25 protein-coding genes are annotated in these 24651 nt (G+C 53.5%); 15 read left to right on the plus strand and 10 right to left on the minus strand.

Annotated elements, in window-relative coordinates; genetic code table 11:
• Window positions 1-21: 21 nt before the first annotated feature.
• The 8 genes from AAIG26_RS22315 to fliE all read right to left on the minus strand — a co-directional run bounded on the left by AAIG26_RS22315 (window position 22) and on the right by fliE (window position 7316).
• The gene (locus tag AAIG26_RS22315; protein WP_343182141.1) at window positions 22-429 is read right to left on the minus strand and encodes a flagellar protein FlhE; all 408 of its coding nucleotides are present in this window, start codon (window positions 427-429) and stop codon (window positions 22-24) included.
• An 85-nt stretch (window positions 430-514) separates the two neighbouring features.
• A complete protein-coding gene (gene flhA / locus AAIG26_RS22320; RefSeq protein ID WP_020454842.1) occupies window positions 515-2617 on the minus strand; it encodes a flagellar biosynthesis protein FlhA in 2103 nt (700 codons plus the stop codon).
• The gene (gene flhB / locus AAIG26_RS22325; protein WP_269231937.1) at window positions 2617-3762 is read right to left on the minus strand and encodes a flagellar biosynthesis protein FlhB; all 1146 of its coding nucleotides are present in this window, start codon (window positions 3760-3762) and stop codon (window positions 2617-2619) included. Before flhB ends, flhA begins: the two co-directional genes overlap by 1 nt.
• A 33-nt stretch (window positions 3763-3795) precedes the next feature.
• Window positions 3796-4455, minus strand: a complete 660-nt coding sequence (gene cheZ / locus AAIG26_RS22330) for a protein phosphatase CheZ (protein ID WP_343181513.1) — start codon at window positions 4453-4455, stop codon at window positions 3796-3798.
• Window positions 4456-4458: 3 nt separating this feature from the next.
• On the minus strand, window positions 4459-4848 hold the full coding sequence (cheY, locus tag AAIG26_RS22335) for a chemotaxis response regulator CheY (RefSeq protein WP_020454839.1): 390 nt from the start codon (window positions 4846-4848) through the stop codon (window positions 4459-4461).
• A gap of 41 nt (window positions 4849-4889) precedes the next feature.
• Window positions 4890-5936 carry a chemotaxis response regulator protein-glutamate methylesterase gene (locus AAIG26_RS22340; protein ID WP_044489461.1) on the minus strand — a complete coding sequence of 349 codons (1047 nt, stop codon included), beginning with the start codon at window positions 5934-5936 and terminating at the stop codon, window positions 4890-4892.
• A gap of 5 nt (window positions 5937-5941) precedes the next feature.
• Window positions 5942-6769: a CheR family methyltransferase gene (locus AAIG26_RS22345; RefSeq protein WP_110093674.1), complete on the minus strand. Its 828-nt coding sequence runs from the start codon at window positions 6767-6769 to the stop codon at window positions 5942-5944.
• 211 nt (window positions 6770-6980) lie between these two features.
• Entirely contained in the window at window positions 6981-7316 is a 336-nt protein-coding gene (gene fliE / locus AAIG26_RS22350; RefSeq protein WP_020454836.1) for a flagellar hook-basal body complex protein FliE, read from the minus strand.
• 241 nt (window positions 7317-7557) lie between these two features.
• Here fliE and fliF point away from each other — a divergent pair, with 241 nt between their 5' ends.
• The 14 genes from fliF to AAIG26_RS22420 all read left to right on the plus strand — a co-directional run bounded on the left by fliF (window position 7558) and on the right by AAIG26_RS22420 (window position 18995).
• Complete coding sequence (gene fliF, locus AAIG26_RS22355) at window positions 7558-9261, plus strand: flagellar basal-body MS-ring/collar protein FliF (RefSeq protein ID WP_343181514.1); 1704 nt, start codon at window positions 7558-7560, stop codon at window positions 9259-9261.
• Window positions 9258-10244, plus strand: coding sequence for a flagellar motor switch protein FliG (gene fliG / locus AAIG26_RS22360; RefSeq protein ID WP_020454834.1), 987 nt, complete (start codon window positions 9258-9260; stop codon window positions 10242-10244). The genes fliF and fliG overlap by 4 nt, the downstream gene beginning before the upstream one ends.
• Window positions 10231-10944, plus strand: a complete 714-nt coding sequence (locus AAIG26_RS22365) for a flagellar assembly protein FliH (RefSeq protein WP_044489458.1) — start codon at window positions 10231-10233, stop codon at window positions 10942-10944. The genes fliG and AAIG26_RS22365 overlap by 14 nt, the downstream gene beginning before the upstream one ends.
• Window positions 10941-12308, plus strand: a complete 1368-nt coding sequence (fliI, locus tag AAIG26_RS22370) for a flagellar protein export ATPase FliI (protein ID WP_343181515.1) — start codon at window positions 10941-10943, stop codon at window positions 12306-12308. Before AAIG26_RS22365 ends, fliI begins: the two co-directional genes overlap by 4 nt.
• A 15-nt stretch (window positions 12309-12323) precedes the next feature.
• Entirely contained in the window at window positions 12324-12767 is a 444-nt protein-coding gene (gene fliJ / locus AAIG26_RS22375) for a flagellar export protein FliJ (protein WP_343181516.1), read from the plus strand.
• 1 nt (window position 12768) lies between these two features.
• The gene (locus AAIG26_RS22380; protein ID WP_343181517.1) at window positions 12769-14028 is read left to right on the plus strand and encodes a flagellar hook-length control protein FliK; all 1260 of its coding nucleotides are present in this window, start codon (window positions 12769-12771) and stop codon (window positions 14026-14028) included.
• Between the two features lie 153 nt (window positions 14029-14181).
• Window positions 14182-14685, plus strand: a complete 504-nt coding sequence (gene fliL, locus AAIG26_RS22385; RefSeq protein ID WP_020454829.1) for a flagellar basal body-associated protein FliL — start codon at window positions 14182-14184, stop codon at window positions 14683-14685.
• Between the two features lie 5 nt (window positions 14686-14690).
• The gene (fliM, locus tag AAIG26_RS22390; protein ID WP_020454828.1) at window positions 14691-15695 is read left to right on the plus strand and encodes a flagellar motor switch protein FliM; all 1005 of its coding nucleotides are present in this window, start codon (window positions 14691-14693) and stop codon (window positions 15693-15695) included.
• Between the two features lie 7 nt (window positions 15696-15702).
• Window positions 15703-16104 (plus strand): flagellar motor switch protein FliN, encoded by a 402-nt coding sequence (gene fliN, locus AAIG26_RS22395; protein ID WP_020454827.1) that lies wholly within the window; start codon window positions 15703-15705, stop codon window positions 16102-16104.
• Window positions 16104-16508 carry a flagellar biosynthetic protein FliO gene (gene fliO, locus AAIG26_RS22400; protein ID WP_020454826.1) on the plus strand — a complete coding sequence of 135 codons (405 nt, stop codon included), beginning with the start codon at window positions 16104-16106 and terminating at the stop codon, window positions 16506-16508. The genes fliN and fliO overlap by 1 nt, the downstream gene beginning before the upstream one ends.
• Window positions 16509-16609: 101 nt before the next feature.
• A complete protein-coding gene (gene fliP, locus AAIG26_RS22405) occupies window positions 16610-17266 on the plus strand; it encodes a flagellar type III secretion system pore protein FliP (RefSeq protein ID WP_238328398.1) in 657 nt (218 codons plus the stop codon).
• Window positions 17267-17276: 10 nt separating this feature from the next.
• A complete protein-coding gene (gene fliQ, locus AAIG26_RS22410; protein WP_044489457.1) occupies window positions 17277-17546 on the plus strand; it encodes a flagellar biosynthesis protein FliQ in 270 nt (89 codons plus the stop codon).
• A 2-nt stretch (window positions 17547-17548) separates the two neighbouring features.
• Window positions 17549-18328, plus strand: a complete 780-nt coding sequence (fliR, locus tag AAIG26_RS22415; RefSeq protein ID WP_020454823.1) for a flagellar biosynthetic protein FliR — start codon at window positions 17549-17551, stop codon at window positions 18326-18328.
• 67 nt (window positions 18329-18395) lie between these two features.
• A complete protein-coding gene (locus AAIG26_RS22420; protein ID WP_020454822.1) occupies window positions 18396-18995 on the plus strand; it encodes a LuxR C-terminal-related transcriptional regulator in 600 nt (199 codons plus the stop codon).
• Between the two features lie 117 nt (window positions 18996-19112).
• On the opposite strand, the gene flhC is transcribed toward AAIG26_RS22420, so the two are convergent.
• Window positions 19113-19670, minus strand: coding sequence for a flagellar transcriptional regulator FlhC (gene flhC / locus AAIG26_RS22425; protein WP_052332815.1), 558 nt, complete (start codon window positions 19668-19670; stop codon window positions 19113-19115).
• Between the two features lie 14 nt (window positions 19671-19684).
• A complete protein-coding gene (gene flhD, locus AAIG26_RS22430; RefSeq protein ID WP_020454820.1) occupies window positions 19685-20032 on the minus strand; it encodes a flagellar transcriptional regulator FlhD in 348 nt (115 codons plus the stop codon).
• A 1256-nt stretch (window positions 20033-21288) separates the two neighbouring features.
• Here flhD and AAIG26_RS22435 point away from each other — a divergent pair.
• Window positions 21289-24405: an inverse autotransporter beta domain-containing protein gene (locus AAIG26_RS22435; protein WP_343181518.1), complete on the plus strand. Its 3117-nt coding sequence runs from the start codon at window positions 21289-21291 to the stop codon at window positions 24403-24405.
• Window positions 24406-24651: the final 246 nt, after the last annotated feature.

Genomic DNA, 24651 nt, shown 5'->3' on the forward strand with positions numbered 1-24651 from the left:
ATAGCCTTTCGTTTTTTCTGATTAGCGATAATTTACGGTTAACTGATTACGTACAACGTTGAGCGCCGGCCTTAGCTGGCCGGGGCTGTTGACGGAGTAGATAAAGCGGAACTCTCCGTTCGCCGCCAGCGGCACATCAATGCGCCGCTCGCCGCTCAGGGCAGGCAGCGGAATGCATTTATCGATGCGGCAAAGTTTAATGACCAGCCCCGGCGGGGGAGGGGAGAGCAGCGTAATACGCCATGAAATACGCACCGCTTGCGCCGAAGGAGAAAGGGATTCGGGGGAGAACAGCGGGCGTCCACGCAGTAACTGCTTACCGGTAGTGACGCTGCCGCCAGCGGATGAGGCGCTCCAGGCGCCTGTTGTTTGGGCGGACGCCGCAGGGGATGCCTGCAGCGCCAGAAGAAGTAATACCACTGATTTCATTAGTTTTTGCCAGTTGCAGCCGTCGTTTGTGCGGACGCCGCAGGGGATACCTGCAGCGCCGGAAGAAGTCATACCCGGGATTTCATTAATGGGTGCCAATGACCGCCGTCATTTGCACGGTCTTGTTATTGCTGATTTCCAGCGTCGACAATACCGCCAGCTGCGGGAACGCACGACGCAGGAAACGTGACACCATGGTGCGCAGCGCCGGGTTAACCAGCAGCACCGGCGAAACGCCGAGCGACTGCTGTTCGGTAATGGCGCGGTCGGCCTGACGCATCAGGTTTTCGGCAATACCCGGCTCAATCGCGCTACCGCTTTGCAGGGACTGGATCAGCAGTTTTTCCAGCGACGTATCCAGACCGATCACTTTGATGTCATCGTCATTGCGGAACCACTGCGCGGTGATCGCGCGGCCCAGGCGAATACGCACCTGCGAGGTCAGCTCATCCGGATCGTTTTGCACCGGCGCATATTCCGCCAGCGTATCGATGATGGTTCGCATATCGCGGATAGAAACGCGTTCAGAGAGCAGGTTCTGCAACACTTTGTGGAACAGCGTCACCGAAATCACCCCAGGAATTAAATCTTCCACCAGCTTCGGCATCTCTTTGGTGATGCGGTCGAGCAACTGCTGGGTCTCCTGGCGGCTGAACAATTCATCCGTATACAGCGTGATCAAGTGGTTCAGGTGTGTGGCGATAACCGAGCTTGGGTCAACCACGGTAAAGCCCTGGATTTGCGCCTGTTCACGTAATACTTCATCAATCCAGCAGGCGGGCAGGCCAAAGGCCGGATCGACACACGGCGTACCGGGCAGCTCACCTTCGGCATAACCCGGGTTGATGGCCATCCAGCGTTCCGGCTCCATGGTGCCGCTGCCGATTTCCACGCCTTTAAGCAGAATGCGGTAGTCACCAGGCGCCAGATCGAGGTTGTCGCGAATATGGATCGCCGGTGGCAAAAAGCCCATCTCCTGCGCGAATTTCTTACGGATACCGCGCACGCGCACCAGCAGTTGCCCGTCCTGGTCACTATCAACCAGCGGGATCAGGCGATAGCCCACTTCCAGACCCAGCACATCTTCCATTTCAACATCTGCCCATGAGGCTTCCGCCGAGGCCTGCTCGTTGGCGGCCAGCGCGCTGGCGCTGTCTTTATCTTCGGTCACGGCGCTGCGACGGCCCGGGTTTTTCATTTCGCGACCGCGCAGCCACCAGGCAAGCCCCAGCAGGATGGCAGTGAACATCAGGAATACCAGGTTCGGCATCCCCGGGATCAGCCCCAGCAGACCAATTACCCCGCCGGAAAGCAGCATCACGCGCGGGTTGTTGAACAGCTGGCCGACCATCTGTTCCCCGATGTCTTCATCATTGGAAACACGGGTCACAATCACACCGGCGGCGGTGGAGATGATCAGCGCCGGGATCTGCGCGACAAGACCATCACCGATGGTCAGCAGGGTGTAGGTTTCGCCCGCTTCCGCCACGCTTAAGCCGTGCTGCATTACACCGATGATCAAACCGCCGACGACGTTAATCGCCATGATCAGCAACCCGGCGATGGCGTCACCACGCACGAATTTACTGGCACCGTCCATCGAGCCGTAAAAATCAGACTCCTGGGTCACTTCGCTACGGCGGCGTTTTGCCTCCGCTTCACCAATCAGCCCGGCGTTAAGATCGGCATCAATCGCCATCTGCTTACCTGGCATCCCGTCCAGCACAAAACGCGCGCCCACTTCGGCGATACGTCCGGCACCTTTGGTGATAACCATAAAGTTGATGATGATAAGAATGGCGAACACCACGATACCGATAGCGAAGTTGCCGCCGACCAGGAAGTGGCCGAAGGCTTCAACCACCCGGCCCGCTGCGGCGGCACCGGTGTGGCCTTCCATCAGAATGATACGCGTGGAGGCAATGTTCAGCGCGAGGCGCAGCAGGGTCGAAAACAGCAACACCGTCGGGAACGCGGAAAACTCAAGGGTTTTCTGCGTAAACATCGCCACCATCAATATCATCAGCGACAGCACGATATTAAAGGTGAACAGGGTATCCAGCAGAAATGCCGGCAGCGGCAGTACCATCATTGCCAGAATCAGCATGATCAGCACCGGGCCTGCCATGATTTGCCACTGTGTCTCTTTAAACGCGGGTAAGCGTAATTTGCTGGCGATATTAGCCATCAGTTTGAACTCTCATGTACAAAATCCATCGACTCAGGAACCGCGAGATCCCTGGGCTGCTTCGGCGGAACGCCGCCGTTGTTGCGCCACCGACGCAGGCCATAAACCCAGGCCAACACTTCTGCGACGGCGCTATAAAGCTCGCCTGGGATCTGTTCGCCAATCTCACAATGGCGATAGAGCGCACGGGCAAGCGGTGGTGCTTCGAGCATCGGGATGCGGTGTTGCGCCCCCAGCTCGCGAATTTTTAAGGCAATATCGCCGGCACCTTTGGCCAGCACGACCGGCGCGCTCATCCCGCCTTCTTTATAAGAGAGGGCGACAGAGTAGTGCGTCGGGTTGTTGACGATGACATCCGCTTGCGGGATATCGCTCATCATTCGGTTTTGCGCCGCCGCACGCTGCATCTGTTTAATGCGGCTCTTAATGTGCGGATCGCCTTCACTCTGTTTAAATTCGTCGCGGATCTCCTGACGGCTCATCCGCAGCTTTTTCAGGTTGCTGGTTATCTGATAAAAAACGTCATAACCCACTACCGGTAACAGGAAAAAAATCACCATCATCAGGCAATCCAGCGTCATGCTCATGGCATGCGCGATGGCCATCGGCAGTGCTTCGTTAACTAACTGAATGAAATGCGCTTTATTTTTGTAGATGTAGAGTGCGAAGGCGCACGCGACCAGCACGACCTTCAGGCACCCTTTGAGCATTTCTGATAACACCTGGGCGGAAAACAGACGTTTGAACCCCGAAAGCGGCGAGATCCGCTTCAGATCGAGCTTCAGCGATTTACCGCTCAGGTTGACGCCGCCCAGCAACATCGGCGATACGATCCCGGTGACAAACAATCCCAGCAAAATGGGCAGCAGCGCGTTGCTCATCATCTCCAGCAAATAGCGGGTCTGATGAAACATCGACTGTTCATCCATTACCGACAGCCGGTTGAGTACCAGGCCGGTTCGCAATAACTCCAGCAGTTGCCGGGCAAACTGCGAACCGCCAGAGAGCATAAACGCCCACCCGGCCAGCAACATCAGCAGCGAACTCAGCTCTTTCGAGCGGGGGATCTGCCCCTCTTCACGCGCTTTCTGTTTTCGCTGGGGTGTGGGTTCTTCTGTTTTTTCTACATCACTCTCTTCTGACATGATTTGCTCAGCGGCGCGGCGAACCGCGCACCGTTAGAACCCCAGACTGTCGAGCAGGTCGTCGACCTGATCTTGCGACGCCACAACACCCGCTTTGCTGCTGTCAATTTGCGGGCCATTGACCAGCATGGCGGCTGTTTTTGCTTCCGCTTCCGCCTCTTTCTCCTGCTGGAGTGATTCCGGCACGTAAGCCAGCAGCACCTGAATCAGCTCTTTCTCGACCATTTCGATAAGTAGCATCATGCGGCGGATCACCTGGCCGGTAAGATCCTGAAAATCCTGTGCCATCATGATTTCCATCAGATGCTCGTTGGTCTGGCGGGACATCATCGGCGCCTGAACGAGGAACTGGCGGGTATCCGTGACCAGCTCTTTGGCGACCGGCAATTCCACCGGATCGGCGAACCAGGCATCCCAGCGGGCGGAGAGATCTTCCGCCTGCGCGCTAATTGCCTCCTGCTGCGGGCGCGCTTCTTCCACACAGGTCAGAACGCGTTCAGCCGCCTGCGCCGTTTTCGCTACCACGTAGTTCAGGCGTTCACGCGTATCGGGGATCGCCTCTGCCGCTTCAACAATGGTGCGGTCCAGTCCTAAGTCGACCAGGCTGTCGCGCAGCAGTCGTGTCAGTTGTCCGACACGGGAGAAGATGCTTTTAAAGTCGTCTTCTGGCTGCGTATTTTCTAAGCCGCTCATCGGTTACCACCCGATTTTTTCAAAGATTTTGTTGAGCTTTTCTTCCAGCGTTGCGGCGGTGAAAGGTTTCACCACATAACCGCTGGCACCCGCCTGCGCGGCCGCGATGATGTTCTCTTTCTTGGCCTCTGCGGTAACCATCAGCACGGGCATTTTGTTTAAATTCGCGTCGGCGCGGATTTCCGTCAGCAGCTGTAAGCCATCCATGTTCGGCATGTTCCAGTCGCTGATAACGAAATCGAACGCGTCTGCACGCAGTTTGTTCAGCGCGTCCAGGCCATCTTCGGCTTCTTCAACACGGTTAAAGCCAAGGTCTTTCAACAGATTGCGAACGATGCGGCGCATGGTGGCGAAATCGTCAACAACGAGAAAGCGTAAGTTTTTGTCTGCCATTCTTTTTTTCCTGAATAAGAGAGAACGAAGTAGGTGAAAAATTAAATCCTGCGCGCCTGACCGGCAGAACGCTGAAGGATGTGCTGACCAATTTGTTCCAGATCGACGGTTTCACAGGCGGCGTTGTGCGCAATCGCTTCGCGCGGCATGCCGAAGACCACGCAAGTGCGTTCACTCTGCGCGATGGTCCACGCTCCTGCCTGGCGCATGGCCAGCAGCCCGGCGGCACCGTCGCTGCCCATCCCTGTCAAAATGACGCCGATGGCGTTTTTCCCGGCGCTTCGCGCGACGGAATGGAACAGCGCGTCCACCGAGGGGCGGTGGCGGTTAACCGGCAAATCATCACTCAGCGCGACGTGATAGTTCGCCCCGCTGCGCGTCAGCTCCATATGAAAAGCACCGGGCGCAATGTAGACGTGACCAGGCAGTACGCGCTCGCCGTGTTCCGCCTCTTTCACCGACATCTGGCACAGATGGTCCAGCCGGTTGGCAAAGGAGCGGGTAAAACCAGGCGGCATATGCTGGGCGATAACAATGGCCGGGCTTGTCGCCGGCAGCGGTTGCAACAAGTGGCGCAGCGCTTCGGTGCCACCCGTGGAAGAGCCAATGGCGATAATCTTTTCGCTGCCCACCAGCGGCGCTCTCATCACGCGGGGTGGTGCCACTTTCGTTTCGCTGCGCCGGATACGCGCTTTCGCCGCCATGCGGATTTTGTCGGCAATCATGTCGCTGTATTGCGCCATGCCTTCTTTTAAGCCCATCTGCGGTTTGGTGATAAAGTCCACCGCGCCAAGCTCCAGCGCGCTGAGCGTAATATCGGAGCCTTTGCTGGTGAGAGATGACAACATCACCACCGGCATCGGGCGCAGGCGCATCAGCCTTTCCAGAAACTCCAGCCCGTCCATACGCGGCATTTCCACGTCCAGCGTCAGCACATCCGGGTTGTGTTGTTTAATCAGATCGCGCGCGACAATCGGGTCCAGCGCCGTGGCGACCATTTCCATATCCGGCTGCTCGTTAACGATGTGCGTCATGATTTTGCGGATCAGTGACGAATCATCAATGCATAACACCTTGATTTTTCTCATTTACATTAATCTCCAAGGCGATAGACAGACTGCCCGAGCAGACGAAACGGGCTGGTTAAATTTTGAAAATGTTCCGAGTGGCCAACAAACAGCAGCCCGCCGGGTTTCAGTATTTTCGCGAAGCGCTGCAGCAGCTTCTCCTGGGTGTTCTGATCGAAATAAATCATCACGTTACGGCAAAAAATGGCATCGAAAGGCGCGGGAATATCCCACTGCGCATCAATCAGATTGAGCTGGCGAAACTGTACGGTGCTGCGAAGTTCGCTTTTGATTTTCACTCTGTTTTGATGCTCGCCCGTCCCGCGCAAAAACCAGGTGCGTTTTTGCTGTTCGGTCAGGTTGTCGATATCACTTAACCGGTAAACCCCGAGGCTGGCTTTCTCCAGTACATCGGTATCAATATCGGTGGCCAGCACGCGCGGGCCGGTAATGCTGCGCCCCAGCGTCTCTTCCAGCGTCATGGCGATTGACCACGGCTCTTCGCCGGTCGAAGCCGCCGCGCACCAGACGTTGTAGCTGCCGTTTCTGGACTGGGCATGCCGGGCCAGCGTCGGGAAGTGATACGCCTCGCGGAAAAAAGAGGTCAGGTTGGTGGTCAGGGCATTCACAAATACCTGCCACTCGTCACTGCCTGGATTCGCCACCAGCCGATCGGTGTAATCCTCAAAACTTTTTAAATTCAGCTCCCGCAGACGACGGGAGAGGCGGTTATAAACCATGTCGCGTTTTTGCGCGGTAAGGACAATACCGGCGCGCTGGTATATCAATTTGCTGATTTTTTCTATTTCACTCTCGGTCAGCACGATGGGTGCTTGTGGAGCGTGCGGAGTCATGGAACGCATATTTTTCTGACAATCAATAATAATGTTGACGGTAATTCACTGGTTTATTGCGCACACACGTATTCGCAAATGATGAGTCACTCATCACCCGATAAATACGTGTGTGCTGTTAAATCTTAATAAGAAATATCCAGGATGATTCGGGTGTGAAAAATAGCAACCATATTTCCGGGGTAATCGGCATTAAGATAATACTTAGCGGTTATACCGGCATATTCATAATATCTTGATATGCATTTACTAATTTGTTGCGTACCTGAATACCAAGATTTAATGCCAGCGATGATTTTTGCATTGAAACCATCACATCGTTTAAGCCAATACCTTCGACACCGGCCAGATAAGCCTGTGACTGGGTTTTAGCGGTGGTCTGCATTTGGCTAATATTGTTAATACTGTTAAATAAAATATCAGAGAATTGTGACTTATTCTCGACATTACGGTTCGAAGTAAAGGGGTTCAGCGCGGATGCGTCTGAGACTTTTCTGGCCTGGGACTGAATCTGATCCAGTACCCCGCCTATTGCATTCATAGACATAGAAAACAACCTTAGTAGTAATTAGCCGTAAGCTTATCATGTGGCTCGAAAAACGACATAACCTGAATAGCTGACACAAATTTCACCTTTTTACCACTTAGAAAATGGCCTGTTTTGTAGATAATACGTAACCAGGAATTCCCCTGGGAAATACTTTGCATTTACTTATTTCATACCAAATGAGGCGAGCCGTAATGCTTTTTAATTTTTATTGCGGCGATCACTTTTACAGGATATTGGCATGACTGCCACGACCCAAAGCAGTAACAAGAAAGGCATTGTCGATATTAAGGCACTGCTTGATAATATCCGGCTTAATCCCCGGATGATATTTTTCATTGCCGCCGCAGCTGCTATTTCCATTGTAATTGCACTGCTGTTCTGGGCTAAAGAACCTGACTACCGCGTTCTGTACAGCAATATTAGCGAGCAGGATGGCGGGGCGATCGTCACGCAACTGAAACAGATGCAGATACCGTACCGCTTTGCGGAGATCGACGGTTCTATTCAGATACCCGCTGAGCAGGTGTATGAAGTGCGTCTCAAGCTGGCCCAGCAGGGGCTGCCGAAAGGTGGCGCAGTGGGCTTTGAACTGCTTGATCAGGAAAAATTTGGCATCAGCCAGTTTAACGAACAAGTGAACTTCCAGCGTGCGCTGGAGGGCGAGCTTTCGCGCACCATCGAAACGCTTGGTCCGGTCAGCGCGGCGCGTGTGCATTTGGCAATGCCGAAGCCGTCCCTGTTTTTGCAAGATCAGAAACAACCTTCCGCGTCGGTGACGCTGACGTTGATCAGTGGCAGAACGCTGGATGCCGGGCAGGTGAGTGCGATTTCTTACATGATCTCCAGCGCCGTGCCGGGTCTGAGCGCCGATCGCGTGACGATTGTCGATCAAAGCGGACACCTGATGACGCAGAGCGGCGAGCAGGCGACGCAGACCACGCAGCTGAAATACACGCGCAAAATTGAAGCGGAATACCAGAATCGCATTCAGGCCATCCTGGCACCGATTGTCGGCGCGCAAAACGTCAGAACGCAGGTGACCGCGCAGGTTGACTTCACGCAGCACGAACAAACGGCCGAGCAGTACCAGCCCAACAGCCGCCCGGAAGATATGGCGATCCGCAGCCGCCAGAGCAGCAATGCCGAGCAGGGCGGTAAGAGTGCGGTAGGTGGCGTACCTGGTGCGTTAAGCAACCAGCCGCCTGCACCGGTTTCGGCGCCGATTGAGCAACCGGCAGCGCAGCAAGCCAATGGGCAAGGCGCAACCAATGCCAACGCCAACGCCAATACGAACGCAACCGCGACGCCTGCCACACCGGCGACGCCATACAACAAGCAGAGCGATGAAACCACCAACTATGAAGTGGACAAAACGCTCACGCATATCAAGCGCAGCACCGGTACGGTGGAACGCCTCTCTGTTGCGGTGGTGGTGAACTATGTGGCTGGCGCAGACGGTAAAACCGCCGCGCTCAGCAAAGATAAGCTCGACCAGATCAACGCGCTGGTGAAAGAGGTGATGGGCTACTCCGACAAACGCGGCGATACGCTGAATGTCGTGAACACCCCGTTCAGCACTGAGGCCGACGAACCGCCGGTTCCGCTGTGGAAACAGCCTGAAGTCATCAAACTGATGATGTCTGGTGCCCGTTATCTGTTTGTAGTGTTGATCGCCTGGATCCTGTGGCGTAAAGCGGTACAGCCGTTCTGGACGCGCCATCAGGAGATGCTGTTACAGCGTATGGAAATGGAAAAAGAGGCCCGCCAGGCCGAGCTGGAAGAGCAAATCCGTAAGCGTCAGAGCGCGGAAATGGCGAAAGCACAGCAGCGCGTTGAGGCGGAACAAGGCGCGCAGCAGCTGCGTGAAATGGCCGATCAGGAGCCGCAGGTTATCGCGCTGGTTCTTCGTCAATGGTTGAATAAGGAACAGAAGTCGTCATGAACGCCGCCCAGAAAAGCGCCATAGTCATGCTGACGCTCGGTGACGAGCGTGCAGCCGAAGTGTTTAAGCACTTGAATACCCATGAAGTTACGTTAATCAGTAGCGCCATGGTCCACATCGGTAGTTATACCCACGATCAGCTGGGCACGGTGATGAAAGAGTTCCGCCGTGATTCGGGTGAGTTTGCCGTGCTGGATGTGAATACCAACGAATACCTGCGCAGCGCGCTGGTGAAAGCGTTGGGTGAAGAGCGGGCGAATTCGCTGCTGGAAGATCTGCTGGATGCCAACGATGAGCGTAACGGTATTGAGACGCTCAACTTTATGGAACCGCAGATGGTCTTTGACCTCATCCGCGATGAGCATCCGCAGATTATCGCTACCATCCTTGTGCATCTGAAACGCAGCCAGGCAGCCGATCTGCTGGCGAAATTCGATGAGCGCGAACGTAACGACATCATGCTGCGTATCGCCACCTTCGGCGGCGTGCAGCCGGTGGCGTTGCAGGAACTGACCGAAGTGCTGAACAACTTGCTGCACGGTCAGAACATCAAGCGCAACAAGATGGGCGGTGTACGTCCGGCGGCGGAGATCCTCAACATGATGAAATCTCACCAGGAAGACGCGGCTATCGAAGCGGTGCGCGAATACGACCAGGAGCTGGCGCAGAAGATCATCGACGAGATGTTCCTGTTCGAAAACCTTGTCGAAATGGAAGACCGCAGCATCCAGCGTATTTTGCAGGAAGTGGATAACGAATCGCTGCTGGTGGCACTCAAAGGCGTGGACGACGCGTTGCGCGATAAGTTCTTCCGCAATATGTCCAAACGTCAGGCCGATATTATGCGTGACGATCTGAATTCCCGTGGCCCGGTTCGTATGTCGCAAGTCGAAAACGAACAAAAAGCGATCCTGTTGATTGTCCGTCGTCTGGCGGAAACTGGCGAAATCGTGTTGGGTGGAGGCGACGATGTCTACGTCTAAGCACCAGTGGAAGTCCTGGCAGCCAGAAAATCTCCTTCAGGAGTCATTCGGTCAGGAGAGCGAGTTGCGCGAGGCTGTACCGGCAGGCGATCCGGCGACGGAAGCGGCGATGCAGGTAGAGTTGTCGCGTCTGCGCAAACAGGCCGAACAAAAAGGCTTTGCCCAGGGGCAGGCGCAAGGGCTGGAAGCAGGAAAAAAACAGGGCTACGAAGAGGGTTTTGCGCAAGGCCGGGAAGAGGGCGCAGCGCAGGGCGCGGCGGAATACCGCCAGCAACAGCAGAAGCAGACCGATGAGTTCGCCCAACTGTTTGATAACGTCAGGATAACGCTCGATAGCCTCGACAGCGTGATGCCTGCGCGTCTGGTGCAGGTCGCCCTGATGGCGGCGCGCAGTTTGTTGGGCGAAAGCGTGGTGTCAACCTCGACCAACGCCTGGCTGATGACGCGCATTCAGCAACTGCTGCATGAAGACACGTTGCAGCAAGGCAATGTGCAGCTGTGGGTCAGCGCCGAAGAGTCTGCCGCTGTGCAGGAGATGCTGGGCTCGGTGCTGGAAGCCCGTGGCTGGGAATTGCGTACCGATGCGCAAATGCTGCCGGGCGGTTGTCGGTTAACCACCGACGGCGGCGAGCTGGACGCGACCACGGAAACCCGCTGGAACGAGCTGTGTAATCTGAGTCGTGAGGGCTTCGCGCTATGACCACCCGGCTAAAAAAGTGGCTTGATGGCATTGACCTGCGCGAGCACAAAATGGCGGAACTGCCGCCGTTTCGCCGCTATGGTCGGCTGACGCGCGCGACCGGTCTGGTGATGGAAGCGGTCGGTCTGAAATTGCCGATCGGCACGCTGTGCATTGTCGAACGCGAGACCGAAACGGGCATTCAGCGCGTAGAGAGCGAAGTGGTGGGGTTCAATGCCGAAACCCTCTATTTGATGCCGCTGGAAAACGTCGAAGGCGTACTGCCTGGCGCCAGAGTGTATGCCTTTGGTAACAACGTTAAAGGCAAACTGCTGCCGCTGGGACCGGAATTGCTGGGGCGCGTGCTGGATGCCAGCGCGCGTCCGCTCGATGGCCTGCCGCCGCCGGGGTCGACCGATCGCGGGCCGCTGTTTACCGCGCCGTTTAACCCGCTGCAGCGCGATCCCATCAAAAACGTGCTCGACGTGGGTGTTCGCGCGATCAATGGCTTACTGACCGTTGGCCGCGGCCAGCGTATGGGGCTGTTCGCCGGTTCCGGCGTCGGTAAAAGCGTACTGCTGGGCATGATGGCACGTTTCACCAAAGCGGATGTCATCGTCGTCGGGTTGATTGGTGAGCGTGGCCGTGAGGTGAAGGATTTTATCGAGAACATTCTCGGTAAAGAGGGGCTTAAACGTTCAGTCGTTATCGCCGCACCGGCGGATGTATCGCCGATTCTGCGTATGCAGGGCGCGGTCTACTGCACGCGTATCGCCGAAGATTTTCGCGATCGCGGCCTCGATGTGCTGCTGATTATGGACTCCTTAACCCGTTACGCGATGGCGCAGCGTGAAATTGCGCTCGCCATCGGTGAACCGCCCGCGACCAAAGGCTATCCGCCTTCGGTTTTCGCCAAGCTGCCTGCGCTGGTGGAACGTGCCGGTAACGGCATCAAAGGCGGCGGTTCGATCACCGCGTTTTATACCGTGTTGACGGAAGGGGATGATCAGCAGGATCCGATTGCCGACTCGGCGCGTGCGATCCTCGACGGTCATATTGTGCTCTCGCGCAGGCTGGCGGAATCGGGACACTACCCGGCGATTGATATCGAAGCCTCGATAAGCCGTGCGATGACCGAGCTTATCGAACCGGCGCATTACAAAAAAGTGCAGCGTTTTAAACAGATGCTCTCCTCTTACCAGCGTAACCGCGATCTGGTGAGCGTAGGCGCGTATGCGGCGGGCAGCGATCCGTTGCTGGATCAGGCGATTAGCCTGTACCCCAGCATGGAGCGTTATCTCCACCAGGGAATTCATGAATCCTGTGATTATCCGACCTCCTGCGCGGAGCTTTCCGCGCTGTTTCCGGATGCCGGTGCGAACTGATGCGGATAGTGCGTAATGGCCAGCCATAACCCAATGGATGTACTGCGTGAACTGGCGGAAAAGAAGCTCAATGACACGACGGTACGGCTCGGTAGCGCTCGTCAGGCGCATGTCCAGGAGACTTCCCGGCTGGAGCAGTTGCGCACGTACTCGCAAGAATACCGCCAGCAAATGCAAACAACGCTGACGCAAAGCCGCGTTTCAATTATGGCGCTACAGACACAGCAGCGATTTTTAACCTCTCTGGAAGGGGGGGTTGAGCAACAGGTCAGGCGGGTTTCCGCCAGCCAGTTTGCCGTGGATAACGTGCAGGACGCCTGGAAAAAAGATAAGCAGCGGCTGAATGCTTTTGAAGCGCTGAAAAACCGTGCTGAAGCCCAGCGATTGTTAAAAGAGAACCGGCTGGAACAAAAGCTGATGGATGAGTTTGCCCGTCGCGCCAGCCAAAGGAACATATAAGATGATTATCAGACCTTCTACCCCTACTCCCGCGAGCGATAGCGGACGCCAGACGGCATCCACCTCATCCGCGCAGGAAGAGGGCGAGTTTTCTTCCGCGCTGAAAAAAAAGCTGGCGGCAGAACAACCCGCAAAAACCGACAAAACAGCGCCTGCGCAGGAAGGCACTAAAAAGCCTGCGGATAAAAAAGAGGAGCCGTCAGGCGACACCCGTCCGGCGCAGCCTGCGACGCTGGCTATCGATCCGCTGGCGCAAGTGGCGCAGACAATCGCGTTGCCAGCGGAGGTGACCACCGCGGATGCGCTGCTTGCCCAGGGCGAACAGACCGCGCAACCGGCACTGGCGGATCTGGCGACGTTACCGCAGAACGCGACTGAACCTGCAGTTGCTGCAACCGCAACCCCGGTAAACGCCCTTACACCGGGCGAAGTGGCGACTGAGGTTCAGCCCGCAGATCCGTTAGCGCAGGCGACTTTCGCCGCCGCTCCCGCTGAGAACGTGCAGACGCCAGTGACCGCCGCCCCGGAGCGCGCACCCGCGACCGGCAAAGGGCAGGGGATAACGGCGGCGCTTCACACGGCGACACCGCTTGCGCAGAAAAACGTTGAAGGCAGCGACTCCTCTTTGCCAGCAACGGACACCGCGCAGCTTAGCGGCAATGGGCAAACCCAGGCCGCACCGGCCAGCGAAAGTTTCGCCACGGCGTTGCATGCGGTGAAAGCGGGTGAACCGCTACCGCAACTGAGCGTGATTTCTCACGCCGCACCCGTTAGCGCACCGTCAACAACGGCAGCATTAGCCTCTCCGGCGATGGCGACCGGCACCTTACAGGCGGAGGTTGGCACGCCTGCGTGGCAGCAATCGCTGGGGCAGCAAATTGCGGTGTTCACCCGTAATGGCGTTCACCATGCGGAACTGCGCCTGCATCCTGAGGACTTAGGCGCGTTGCAAATCAGCCTGCGCGTGAATAACGATCAGGCCCAGGTTCATTTCGTCTCTGAGAGCCATCAGGTGCGTTCAGCGCTGGAATCGGCGATACCGAACCTGCGCACCATGCTGGAAGAGTCCGGCATTTCGCTCGGACAGAGCAGCGTGGGTGCAGAAACCTCCTCCTCGGCGGGGGAGATGACATCGGGCAATGCTTCCGGGCAAGGAAAGTCTGATCCAGAACAAGGTGAAGCGGCAATTTCGCGAGAAGAAGAACGTCCTGTCCTCTCCCGGGTCATGCACTATTCCCGTGGAATCAATACGTTCGCTTAATACGAATACGCTAAATGGCAAGGTGCTGACAGTAATTTCAGTTTATCAAGGAATTGTCCTGCATGGGTGCTGTATTAAAATAATCGCATCCAGCAGGTTATCTGCCTTAAGTATGATTCCTGATTTATTTTTAATTACAGAGTTATTCATCAAATGCCGAAGAAGAAACAAGCCGCCCAGAGTGGGAAAAAAAGCCCGCTGTTGGCGTTACTCATTTTGTTAATTCTTGTTGGTATGTGCGCTGGTGGCGCTTATGCCTATATGGAAATTAACAAACTTAAAACGCAAGTTGCTAATGGGAGCGATGGTAAAAAACCTGCCGAAGAAGTTGAGCAGGCAGAGCCGGTTTATTTGGATCTGGATACCTTTACTGTCAGTCTGAAACCAGATGCTCAGGAAAACGATCGCATTCTGTATATTGGCCTGACGTTAAAAGTTAAAGATACCGCAGCGAAAGCGATGCTGGAAAAACATCTTCCTGAAGTTCGCAGTAATTTGTTAGTGCTTTTTTCCCAACAAACAGCGGCTGAATTAGTCGACGATAAGGCGAAAGAAACGTTGGCATTAAAAACAAAAGACGCGGTTAACGCATCGCTTGCTGGCCAGCCTCAACCGATGGTGACAAACGTCCTGTTTAATGCATTCATTTTACGGTAACTATTATGTCGGACAGCATTTTATCACAGGACGAGATCGATAATCTTTTGAATGGCGGCTCCGGCGGCGAAGAGAAAATTAGTGCGGAAACGGCGCCGTCGTCAGCAGAAGATAATATTAAACCTTATGATCCTAATACCCAGCGTCGGGTTATTCGCGAACGTTTATATTCTCTGGAGATTATTAATGAACGTTTTGCGCGACAGTTTCGTATCGGCTTGTTTAACATTTTGCGTCGTAGCCCGGACGTCACCGCCGGAAACATTAAAATTCAGCCGTACCATGAGTTTGCCCGCAACCTGCCGGTGATGACGAGTCTGAATCTGATTAACATGCATCCGCTGCGCGGCACGGCGCTGTTCGTCTTTTCGCCCAACCTGGTGTTTACCGCGGTGGATAACCTTTTTGGCGGTGACGGGCGTTTCCCGACAAAAGCCGATGGACGCGAATTTACGCCTACAGAACAGCGCATTATCCAGCGGATGTTGTCGATGGCGCGCGAAGCATATGATTATGCCTGGACATCTATTTATAAGATCAAAACAGAATTTGTCCGTTCTGAATTGCAGGTGAAGTTTACCAATATCACGTCGTCACCGAATGATATTGTGGTGACCACACCGTTTCAGGTGGATATTGGTTCGCATAGCGGTGAATTACAAATTTGTATTCCGTTCAGCATTATCGAACCGGTTCGCGAGTTGTTGACTAACCCGCCGCTGGAAAACTCGCAGCACGAAAATAACCAGTGGCGCAGCGCGCTCGCTTCGCAAATGCGGGATACGGAACTGGAACTGGTGGTGAAATTCGCTGAGATTTCTACCCGCTTGTCCAGAATTATGAGCCTGAAACCTGACGATATTATTCCATTGGAAAAACCTGAAGAGATTGGCGGGTTTGTTAACGATGTGCCAGTGATGTCGGGTAAATATGGCTGCGCCAATAATCAGTATGCCATTCAGGTGGAAAATTTGATGAATTCTACATTATTAGCCTTAAAGAAGGAGTGACCAACGAATGAGTGATATGGAACTTGAATCGGGGTCAAATAAATCCTCGCTTAACGACCTTTGGGGCGACGCGATGAGCGAACAATTGAACGACAATAACGCCGAGTTGCATGCGGCGGCGAAAGACGATGTGATGGTTAATTTTTCTGAAGATTTAAATTTGGTGCTCGATATTCCGGTCAAAATGACCGTCGAACTGGGGCGCACAAAAATGACGATCAAAGAGTTATTAAGACTTAGCCCAGGTGCCATTGTTTCTCTGGACGGATTAGCCGGTGAGCCGCTGGATATTTTAATTAACGGTTACTTAATCGCCCAGGGTGAAGTGGTGGTCGTTTCGGATAAATTCGGCATTCGTATTACCGATATTATTACGCCTTCAGAGCGTATGCACCGCCTGAGCAGATAATGAATACCCCAACGCTTAATACTGTTCAGCCCGTTGCTGGCGGGCCTGCCGTGGCTCCGGTCTCTATTGGCAATGTCGTCGGCGCGCTAGCGCTGGTGCTGTTGCTGATTGTGGCGGTGGCCTGGATCTGCCGTCGCACTGGCGTCGCTTCACGAATGGTAAAGGGAAATAACATTCTGTCGGTAAAACACACCCAGTCCCTCGGCGCGAGACAGCGTCTGGTGGTTGTCGAAGTGGATGACAAGTGGCTGCTGCTGGGCGTTACGCAGGAAAACATTACTAACCTGATGACGATGGAGAAAAAAGCGGACGCTGAGCCGGTTCAGGTCGCGCCGTTTGCTGCCAGTTTTCAGGCGGCGTTAGTGAATTGCATTACCCGGCATAAAGGTGAGGGCAAAAAATGAAACGCAACACGCGCCTGCTGCCGGGACTGTTTGGCTTTGGGATCACGCTTGCCGGGATTTTCTTCCCCGCCGGTCTGAGCTGGGCGGCCAGTACCGACATCATGCTTAGCCATTCGGCGAATGGCGAGAGCTGGTCACTGCCGGTACAAACGCTGGTTTTGATGACATCGCTGACGTTTTTGCCCGCGATATTGCTGATGATGACGGGTTTTACCCGCATTGTGATTGTGCTCGGGCTGCTGCGAAACGCCCTTGGCACCGCCAGTACACCACCTAACCAGGTGCTGCTGGGACTGGCGCTGTTTCTCACTTTTTTCGTGATGTCACCGGTGTTGAACCGGGTTTACGACGAAGCGTGGGTGCCGCTCTCGCAGGACAAGATTTCTATGGAAGTCGCGTTGCAAAAAGGGTCGCAACCCTTGCGCGCCTTCATGCTTAAACAGACCCGCGAAGGGGATCTGGCGCTCTTTTCCCGTATCGCCAAAGCGGAGCAGTTTAATACGGCCGACGATGTGCCGATGAGCATTCTGGTTCCTGCGTTTGTGACCAGCGAACTGAAAACCGGTTTCCAGATCGGCTTTACGATGTTTATTCCTTTTTTGATTATCGACCTGGTAGTGGCAAGTGTGCTGATGGCGCTGGGGATGATGATGGTGCCTCCGGCAACGATTTCCCTGCCTTTTAAGCTGATGCTGTTTGTACTGGTGGATGGCTGGCAGCTGGTTATCGGCTCCCTGGCGCAGAGCTTTTTTAGTTAGAGAGAAGAAGATGACCCCTGAAAGTGTCATGTCGCTTGGCTTCCAGGCGACGAAAGTCGGGCTGTTTATTGCCACACCGTTATTGTTAGCCGCGCTGGCCGCGGGTTTGATTGTCAGTATTTTGCAGGCATCGACGCAGATCAACGAAATGACCCTCTCATTCATTCCGAAGATCCTCACCATCGTGGTGGTGCTGATCGCCTGCGGGCCGTGGATGTTGTCAACGCTGGTTGACTATATGCGCGGTCTGTACAGTAGCCTGCCCTATATCATTCGTTAACGATGCTTACGCTCTCGCTGGTTACGCTTTATGACCAGGTGAACCAGTATTTCTGGCCGTGCCTGCGCATGCTCGCCCTGTTCGGCGCGGCACCGATCTTCAGTGAAAAACAGCTAAGCGCGCGGTTGAAAGTCGCGCTGGCGTTGATCACTGCTTTTCTTGTCGCTCCGCAACTGCCGCAGAGCAACATCGCGATCGCCTCGCTCGACGGTTTCTGGGCCTGCTGCCAGCAGCTGATTATTGGCATTGCCATCGGGCTTGCGGTACAGCTGATTTTCGTAGCGGTGCGCCACGCCGGTGAGATTATCGGTATGCAGATGGGCCTCTCCTTCGCCATGGTTTATGACCCCAGCGGCGGCCCGAGTATGCCGGTCGTTTCGCGGCTGCTGAACCTTTTTGTCACGCTGCTGTTTCTGACCTTCAATGGCCATCTTTATATGCTCGAAGTGGTGGCGAATAGCTTTCAGGCTTTCCCGATTAGCGCCGCGCCGCTCGGTCATGAAGGGTTTATGGCGATGGTCAAAGCAGGCAGCCTGATCTTTCGCTACGGCTTAATGCTTGGCCTGCCGGTTATCACCTTATTGCTGTGCCTCAACCTGACAATGGGGTTGCTCAACCGCCTGACACCGCAGCTTTCGATTTTTGTGGTCGGTTTTCCGCTTTCTTTAACTGTCGGCATGGTAGCCATGTCGCTGGTGATGTACACGCTTGCACCCTTCTTTGAAAACATGATGGCGGGCATTTTTGACCATCTGTTTGTGATCCTGACGGGATTCAAATAACGCCAGAAGAGTCGTTTTTAATCATCGTGATTCGTCACGGGATGTGACGCTGAGTAGGTAAAGGACTATGAGTGAAAAAAATGTAGTTAGTATCGCTAACGTTCTGATTTACAGCGAAGATATATTTTCGGCGCAGGGATTAACCACGCTGATTAAGTTCTATCGCCCGAGCTTGCGCATCAGCCATATCGCAAGCCCACAAGAGGCGTATGCAGCAAACAGCAATAAAGTGCGTTTTGTGGTTGCGGTGGCCACGCAGGCCACCAATCTGATGTCGTTGATGAACACCATGCAGTATTTGCGCGACGCGAAGCCGGATTTGCCGTGCCTGGTGCTGAGCGACGCTCTGGACCCTGTTTTGCCCGCCCTGATGCCGGATGTTCCGACGCTGTGTCTGAATACGCCTATCCGCCACATTTATGAGTCAATCAGCCGTTTGCTGTCACGCAAAGGGGCGGCATCGCCGCAATATTCTGCGCTACCGCTGTTAACACAGCGCCAGCGCGAGGTGCTTTGTCTGCTGGCCTCCGGTGCCAGCGCGCAGGATGTTTCTGCTGAGCTTGGGATCAGCCTGAAAACCGCCTACGTACACCGGCGCGATATTCTGATGCGGCTTAACATTAGCCCGAATTATTATCGTGGTGTTTTTTCCGGCCGCTTGTCATAACGGGCGTAAATAACAGAAAGGCAACAGCCTCGCCAGCTCAACGTTATGCTGAGCAGGCGAGGCTGCTATTGGCGGTGTGAAGATGATTTTGCCCGCTGTCGGGGCAAAATCATGCCATTACTGCAATGTGGTGGGTGCACCAGCCGCGAAGTTGAGCAGCGGGCTACGCTTCAGCGCGCGTGACGGTGGCACGCAAAGGCTGCAGGTAAAACCGTTGAACATGTGCTCCGGCGTGGTGATAAAACTGCCGCCACAACAATCGCACTGTGTCTGCTTGAGCATGCCGCCGTCGATAAAGCGCAACAGCGTCCATGCGCGGGTTAACCCCAGCACCGGTTCTTCATTTTCTTCAGCCAAACCGTGTTCCATATAGAGACGGTAGGCTTTCAGCATCACTTCAACAGAGCGGCCAGGTTCGACCTTCTGCAGGTAAAGATAAATATTATAAAAAATGGATGAGTGAATATTCTGCTCCCACGCCATATACCAGTCGGCGGAAAAAGGCAGCATCCCTTTCGCCGGGGAATCCCCTTTCAGCTCTTTATAGAGCTTTAACAGTTTCCTGCGGCTAAGGCTGGTTTCACTCTCCAGCACCTGCATTCTGGCGCCGAAATTAATCAACTGCATGGCAATATGCGTATCTTTAATTTCCGACATAATGCTTTTTTCGTGCAACATTGAGTCTTCCATTACGCCGCCTCGCTGTCATCATGATTGAGCGTGTTAAGCAGATTGCTCGACAAAATAATGCCGGTATGCAAACGCTGAAGCGCATCAATACGCGAGTCTTTGGTCAGGCAGTTGATCATCACATCATCATCAATACGCAACCGGCTAATCAGCTGGCCTGAAGAGGACAGTTTAATCAGTTGCGGCAGTGACAAGCTGCGTAAGGTTTCCATCGTGGTTTCGTTTAAACCGAGGCGGAAACCGGCTGCAATTTTATCTTCACGGATCAGACGCTGTGCCAGTAATAAATAGGACAGGTTCAGATCCTGGATAGATTGCATTTGTTCGTCAAAGTTTTGTTCGTTCATAAAGTTGCTCCCGCAAAAAACAGGCGATGCGCTGTCTTTCGCTGTTATTTAAAAATTAAATATGCGAGCAACCACTTTATTTCGATATTAATTAAAAATACTAAAAGGTAAATCTTTTAACAGCTTTAATATAATTGTGCAGGTGATTGTATTATGTTCCTGCTTAAATCTTTGTTTCCAGGACTTTTCCTGACAACGGAAATAAGTTTACACAAAAGGATTCATGCGAACAATGGAAATAATGCGGAAAAAATAGGCGGTTTGTAAAGTTGTGTTTTTGTTACTAATTTAACTTTAGCAATTACAGTCGGTTAGATAATTTTTAAAAAAATCGATAACTTTAATTACAAAATGCGTAAAAACCCTTTGCGAAAAATTATCCTTTTCAGTCATGCTTTATCTTCTTGAATTTTATCTATAAATAATACCGGTGTGCGTAAATGATAATGGTTTTTTTCTAACGTTAATTTATTACATCATTTTAACAAGCAAGCCGGTAAATGTCACATATAGGAAAAATCACAACGCTTATTTAAAGAGTTGAACAAAGTCGATGCAAATAGATTTGCGCTGTATAAGTTTTTCCTTATGCAGGTATATAGACGGGGCTGCCACAAACGCTGCCTCGCGCATGGGCGTGTTGCACAGGCTACCCTCTACGACCGTCCGGGTAGCAGGAAGGGTAAAAGTCGTGCCCGGGATATCTTGTGCCGAAAGTTTGCGTTTCGGGGGGGCGTAAGAGGAGGGGCAGAAGCGGTAATGTTAATGTCAATAAAACGAATGATTCGCATCATTAAGAAACGGATGAGGTTGCTGCTGCCCTTCTCATTACCATTAATAAATGGATGGCAACGAGAGGAAAACTAATTTTATTACACAGAAAAGAATTAATGATAAACACCTTTTTAGCCTCTCGTTAATTAATAACGCGAAAAGCGCGCAGTTCTGTCTGCATTTAAAGGGATTGAAATTGAGAATTGACTGAGGCCTCATTAAGTATGTAAATTAAAGTAAAGCAGGAGGTCGTAATACATTATTATTTTATTATCGTAAGAACACAGATGGGCCTTGGAATTAGATAGTGAAAACAAAGGGTTAAAGGGTTGCGGTTTGAGTAGGTAGGGAGATAATTAATCTTATTGCAGTGCTTCTTTCTTTTTTGTTTATATATTCTCTATTGAGGAATAACTTTTGCCATTTTAGAATGGTTTCGGAATTTTCTTTTTGTTGCTTAATTTTCTTGTCTGGTTGAATGCATGATTTCGAAATTTAAATCGCGATATTTTGTTGCGAATATCGGCTTTTCTCCTGGGCTGAGTCTGTTGGCATGGCTTAATATTGCGATTCAGATAACTTTTCCGCTCGCGGTTGCATTTACGCCGGTAATTGCCGGGGCTGAATTGCAATCTCAAACCGTTTCGTCTATCAAGACCCAGACCTACACACTGGGTGCAGGAGAAACGGCCCGCTCTGTTGCTAAGAAATATAACCTCACCCTGGAGGAGCTTCGCCAGCTCAACCAGTTCCACACGTTTGCGCGAGGCCTGAACAATGTGCAGCCGGGAGATGAACTGGAGGTTCCGGCCGTGGCGGTGAAGGGCGGGGCTAAACCACGCGCTTTCGCGTCCCAGCGTGCGACAGTTTCCGGTAACGACGCGAATGACGCCGCGCTGAAAATGGCGGGTTATTCCTCCCAGGTTGGACGCTTCTTTGCCAACGGTTCGAATAGCGAGGCCGCGACGTCAATGGCGCGTGGTATGGCGACCTCTGCAGCGGGCGGAGAAGTTCAGCGTTGGCTGAACCAATTCGGTACCGCCCGTGTACAACTCGACACGGATAAGAACTTTTCCTTAAAGAACTCACAGTTTGAATTGCTTGTGCCGCTGTATGACCGGGGTGACAAAATGGTCTTCACCCAGGGCAGTGTGCACCGTACTGATGATCGTCTCCAGGCTAACCTGGGGGCGGGGCTTCGTTATTTCGCGCCGGGGTATATGCTGGGCGCAAACGTCTTCGGTGACTACGATCTTTCCCGCGAACATGCGCGTATGGGCGTGGGCGCTGAATACTGGCGTGACTTTATGAAGCTGAGCGCCAATGGGTATATGCGGCTGACCGGATGGAAAGATTCCAAAGATCTGGCCGATTACCAGGAGCGTCCGGCGAATGGCTGGGATGTGCGTGCCCAGGCCTGGTTGCCTTCTCTGCCGCAACTGGGCGGAAAGCTGACCTATGAGCAATATTATGGCCAGGAGGTTGCCCTGTTCGGGGTGAACCATCGCCAGCGCGACCCGCATGCGATTACCGCCGGCATCACTTATACGCCGGTTCCTCTCGTGACGTTAGGGGCTGAGCAACGGCAGGGGACATCGGGGGAAAGCGACACCCGATTCAGCCTGAATGTGAACTATCAGCTTGGTGTGCCGTGGCAAAAACAGCTGAACCCGGAAGCTGTCGCCGCGATGCGCAGCCTGCAGGGAAGCCGGTATGATTTTGTTGAGCGTAACAACAATATTGTTCTTGAATACCGGAAAAAAGAGATTATCAGGCTGCATCTTGCAGAACGGGTTACAGGGAATGGCGGTGAGCAAAAATCGCTCGGTGTTTCAGTGAAAAGCACGCATGGGCTTTCGCATATTGAATGGGATGCGTCGACACTTACTGCCGCTGGCGGAAAAATAGCGCAAAACGGCGCAGATTACATGGTCGTACTACCGCGCTATCAATATTCCGCGCAGGCGGTAAATACCTATACCGTGAGTGGCGTTGCTGTGGACACGAAGGGGAACCGTTCCGATCGCCAGGAGACGCAGGTGACGGTACTTGCCTCTGTGGTGAATAACAAAACGAGCACCTTCACGCCTGCAAATAGCTCGCTGGCGGCAGACGGCGTCAGCGAACAGGTATTGACGCTGACATTGAAGGATGACACCAACCAGCTTGTTGATCTCGATCCACGGGATATTGTGCTCAACCATAACACGCTGAAAAGCGCCACTGTTTCTGCGTTAACCCGCAAGCAGGCGGGCGTATATCTCGTCACCGTGAAAGCGGGGAAAGATACGGAAACGGTCACGTTAGAGCCGACAGCAAAAGGCATTTCACTGCCTTCCGCGACGGTTGCATTCAATGCCACACTGCTTGATGCCCAGCAGTCACTGTTTACTGTGAATCCAAATACCATCAAGGCGGATAACACTGAGGTGTCGACATTCACGCTGGCGGCGAAAGATCTGCAAGGCAAGGTGATGAGCGGTATTCAGGGTAACCTGTCACTGTTGGTAAAAGACAGCAACGGTAACACGCCGTCTGCAACGCAGGTCACTCTTACTTCGCTGACTGAAAGCGCGACGCCGGGTACCTATACGGCAAGACTGTCGGGAACGAAGGCGGGTGTTTACACCATTATCCCGGCGTATGACAACACCAGTCTCAGTAGCCTGCGCGCAACGGTAACACTGACACCGGGCAGTCCGAACCCGATACGGTCGGCCATTGCAACGGATATGACACGCTACATGTCCAGTATGACAATCCGGGTGACGGTCGCACTGCAAGATAGCTACCAGAACGTGATAACGGGTGCGACCGGGTTGCTAACCGCGCAGAATGTTCAGGTTCCGAATGCCAGCTTAAATGGGAACTGGAGTGATAACCAGGACGGAACTTACACGGCGACCTACACGGCAGGGGCTGTTAGCTCGGGAAACAAGGCGACGTTGCAACTGAGCGGGTGGAGCCAGGCTATCGAGTCGGCAGGCTATGCGATTAACCCGATTCCGTTCTTGCAGAATATCTCTGTTAATGGGGCGACATTCCAGAAAGGAGACGGCTTCCCGACGACGGGCTTTACCGGCGCGACATTCACTTTAAATATCGGCAATGGCGCTCCCTTAGATTTCAACTGGTCGTCGGATGCCACTTGGGTCGATGTTGACATCAATGCTGTGGTGAGCTTCAAGGGGACAGGCGATGGGCGCAAAGTCACCATTACTGGTACACCAAAAAGCGGCATCGGGCCAGATATCACCTACAGTTTCACGCTGCGCAATTGGTTTATTACTGATAGACAACAAGTGTTATGGGTAGATGCTGGCCCCTATTGCAGTGCGCAGGGGTACAGTCAGTCGACCGCAGCCCAGGTGTCGCAAAACTCTGGTTTCGTCCCCACCGGGGTTCGTACGCTGGGGGCATTGTGGAACGAGTGGGGATCTTTAGGCGGCACCTCTGCGTTCCCCGACGATGCTTACTGGCTGGCAGATGCAACGCCAAGCGATCCCAATTATCACTACTCGCTGGACAAGTGGGGTGGCAACCTTTACGAGGGTTCTGGTGGGACGCTAAGCCCAACCATGTGCACTAAGGCCCTCTAACGCTGCCTGAGCTGTTATGAGCGTTATTGTTCCCTCGCCCCTTTATTCTTTAAGGGGCGGGGGATACATGGCTGAGATGCAGACTCACCAAAGTCATTGATCATATTGCTTTTCTGTTTACCGGATAGTGTCTGATCACCACGCTATGCCAACATTTGCTGTTGTACGACATTTCCCGGCAAGCTGAAGCGGCGCAGCTGGCTACCCCTTGATTCCAAAGTTTTTTATTCTCGCTATTAATCAAAA

It is taken from the genome of Kosakonia sp. PSU_27, assembly GCF_039409795.1.
Taxonomy (GTDB): Bacteria; Pseudomonadota; Gammaproteobacteria; order Enterobacterales; family Enterobacteriaceae; genus Kosakonia.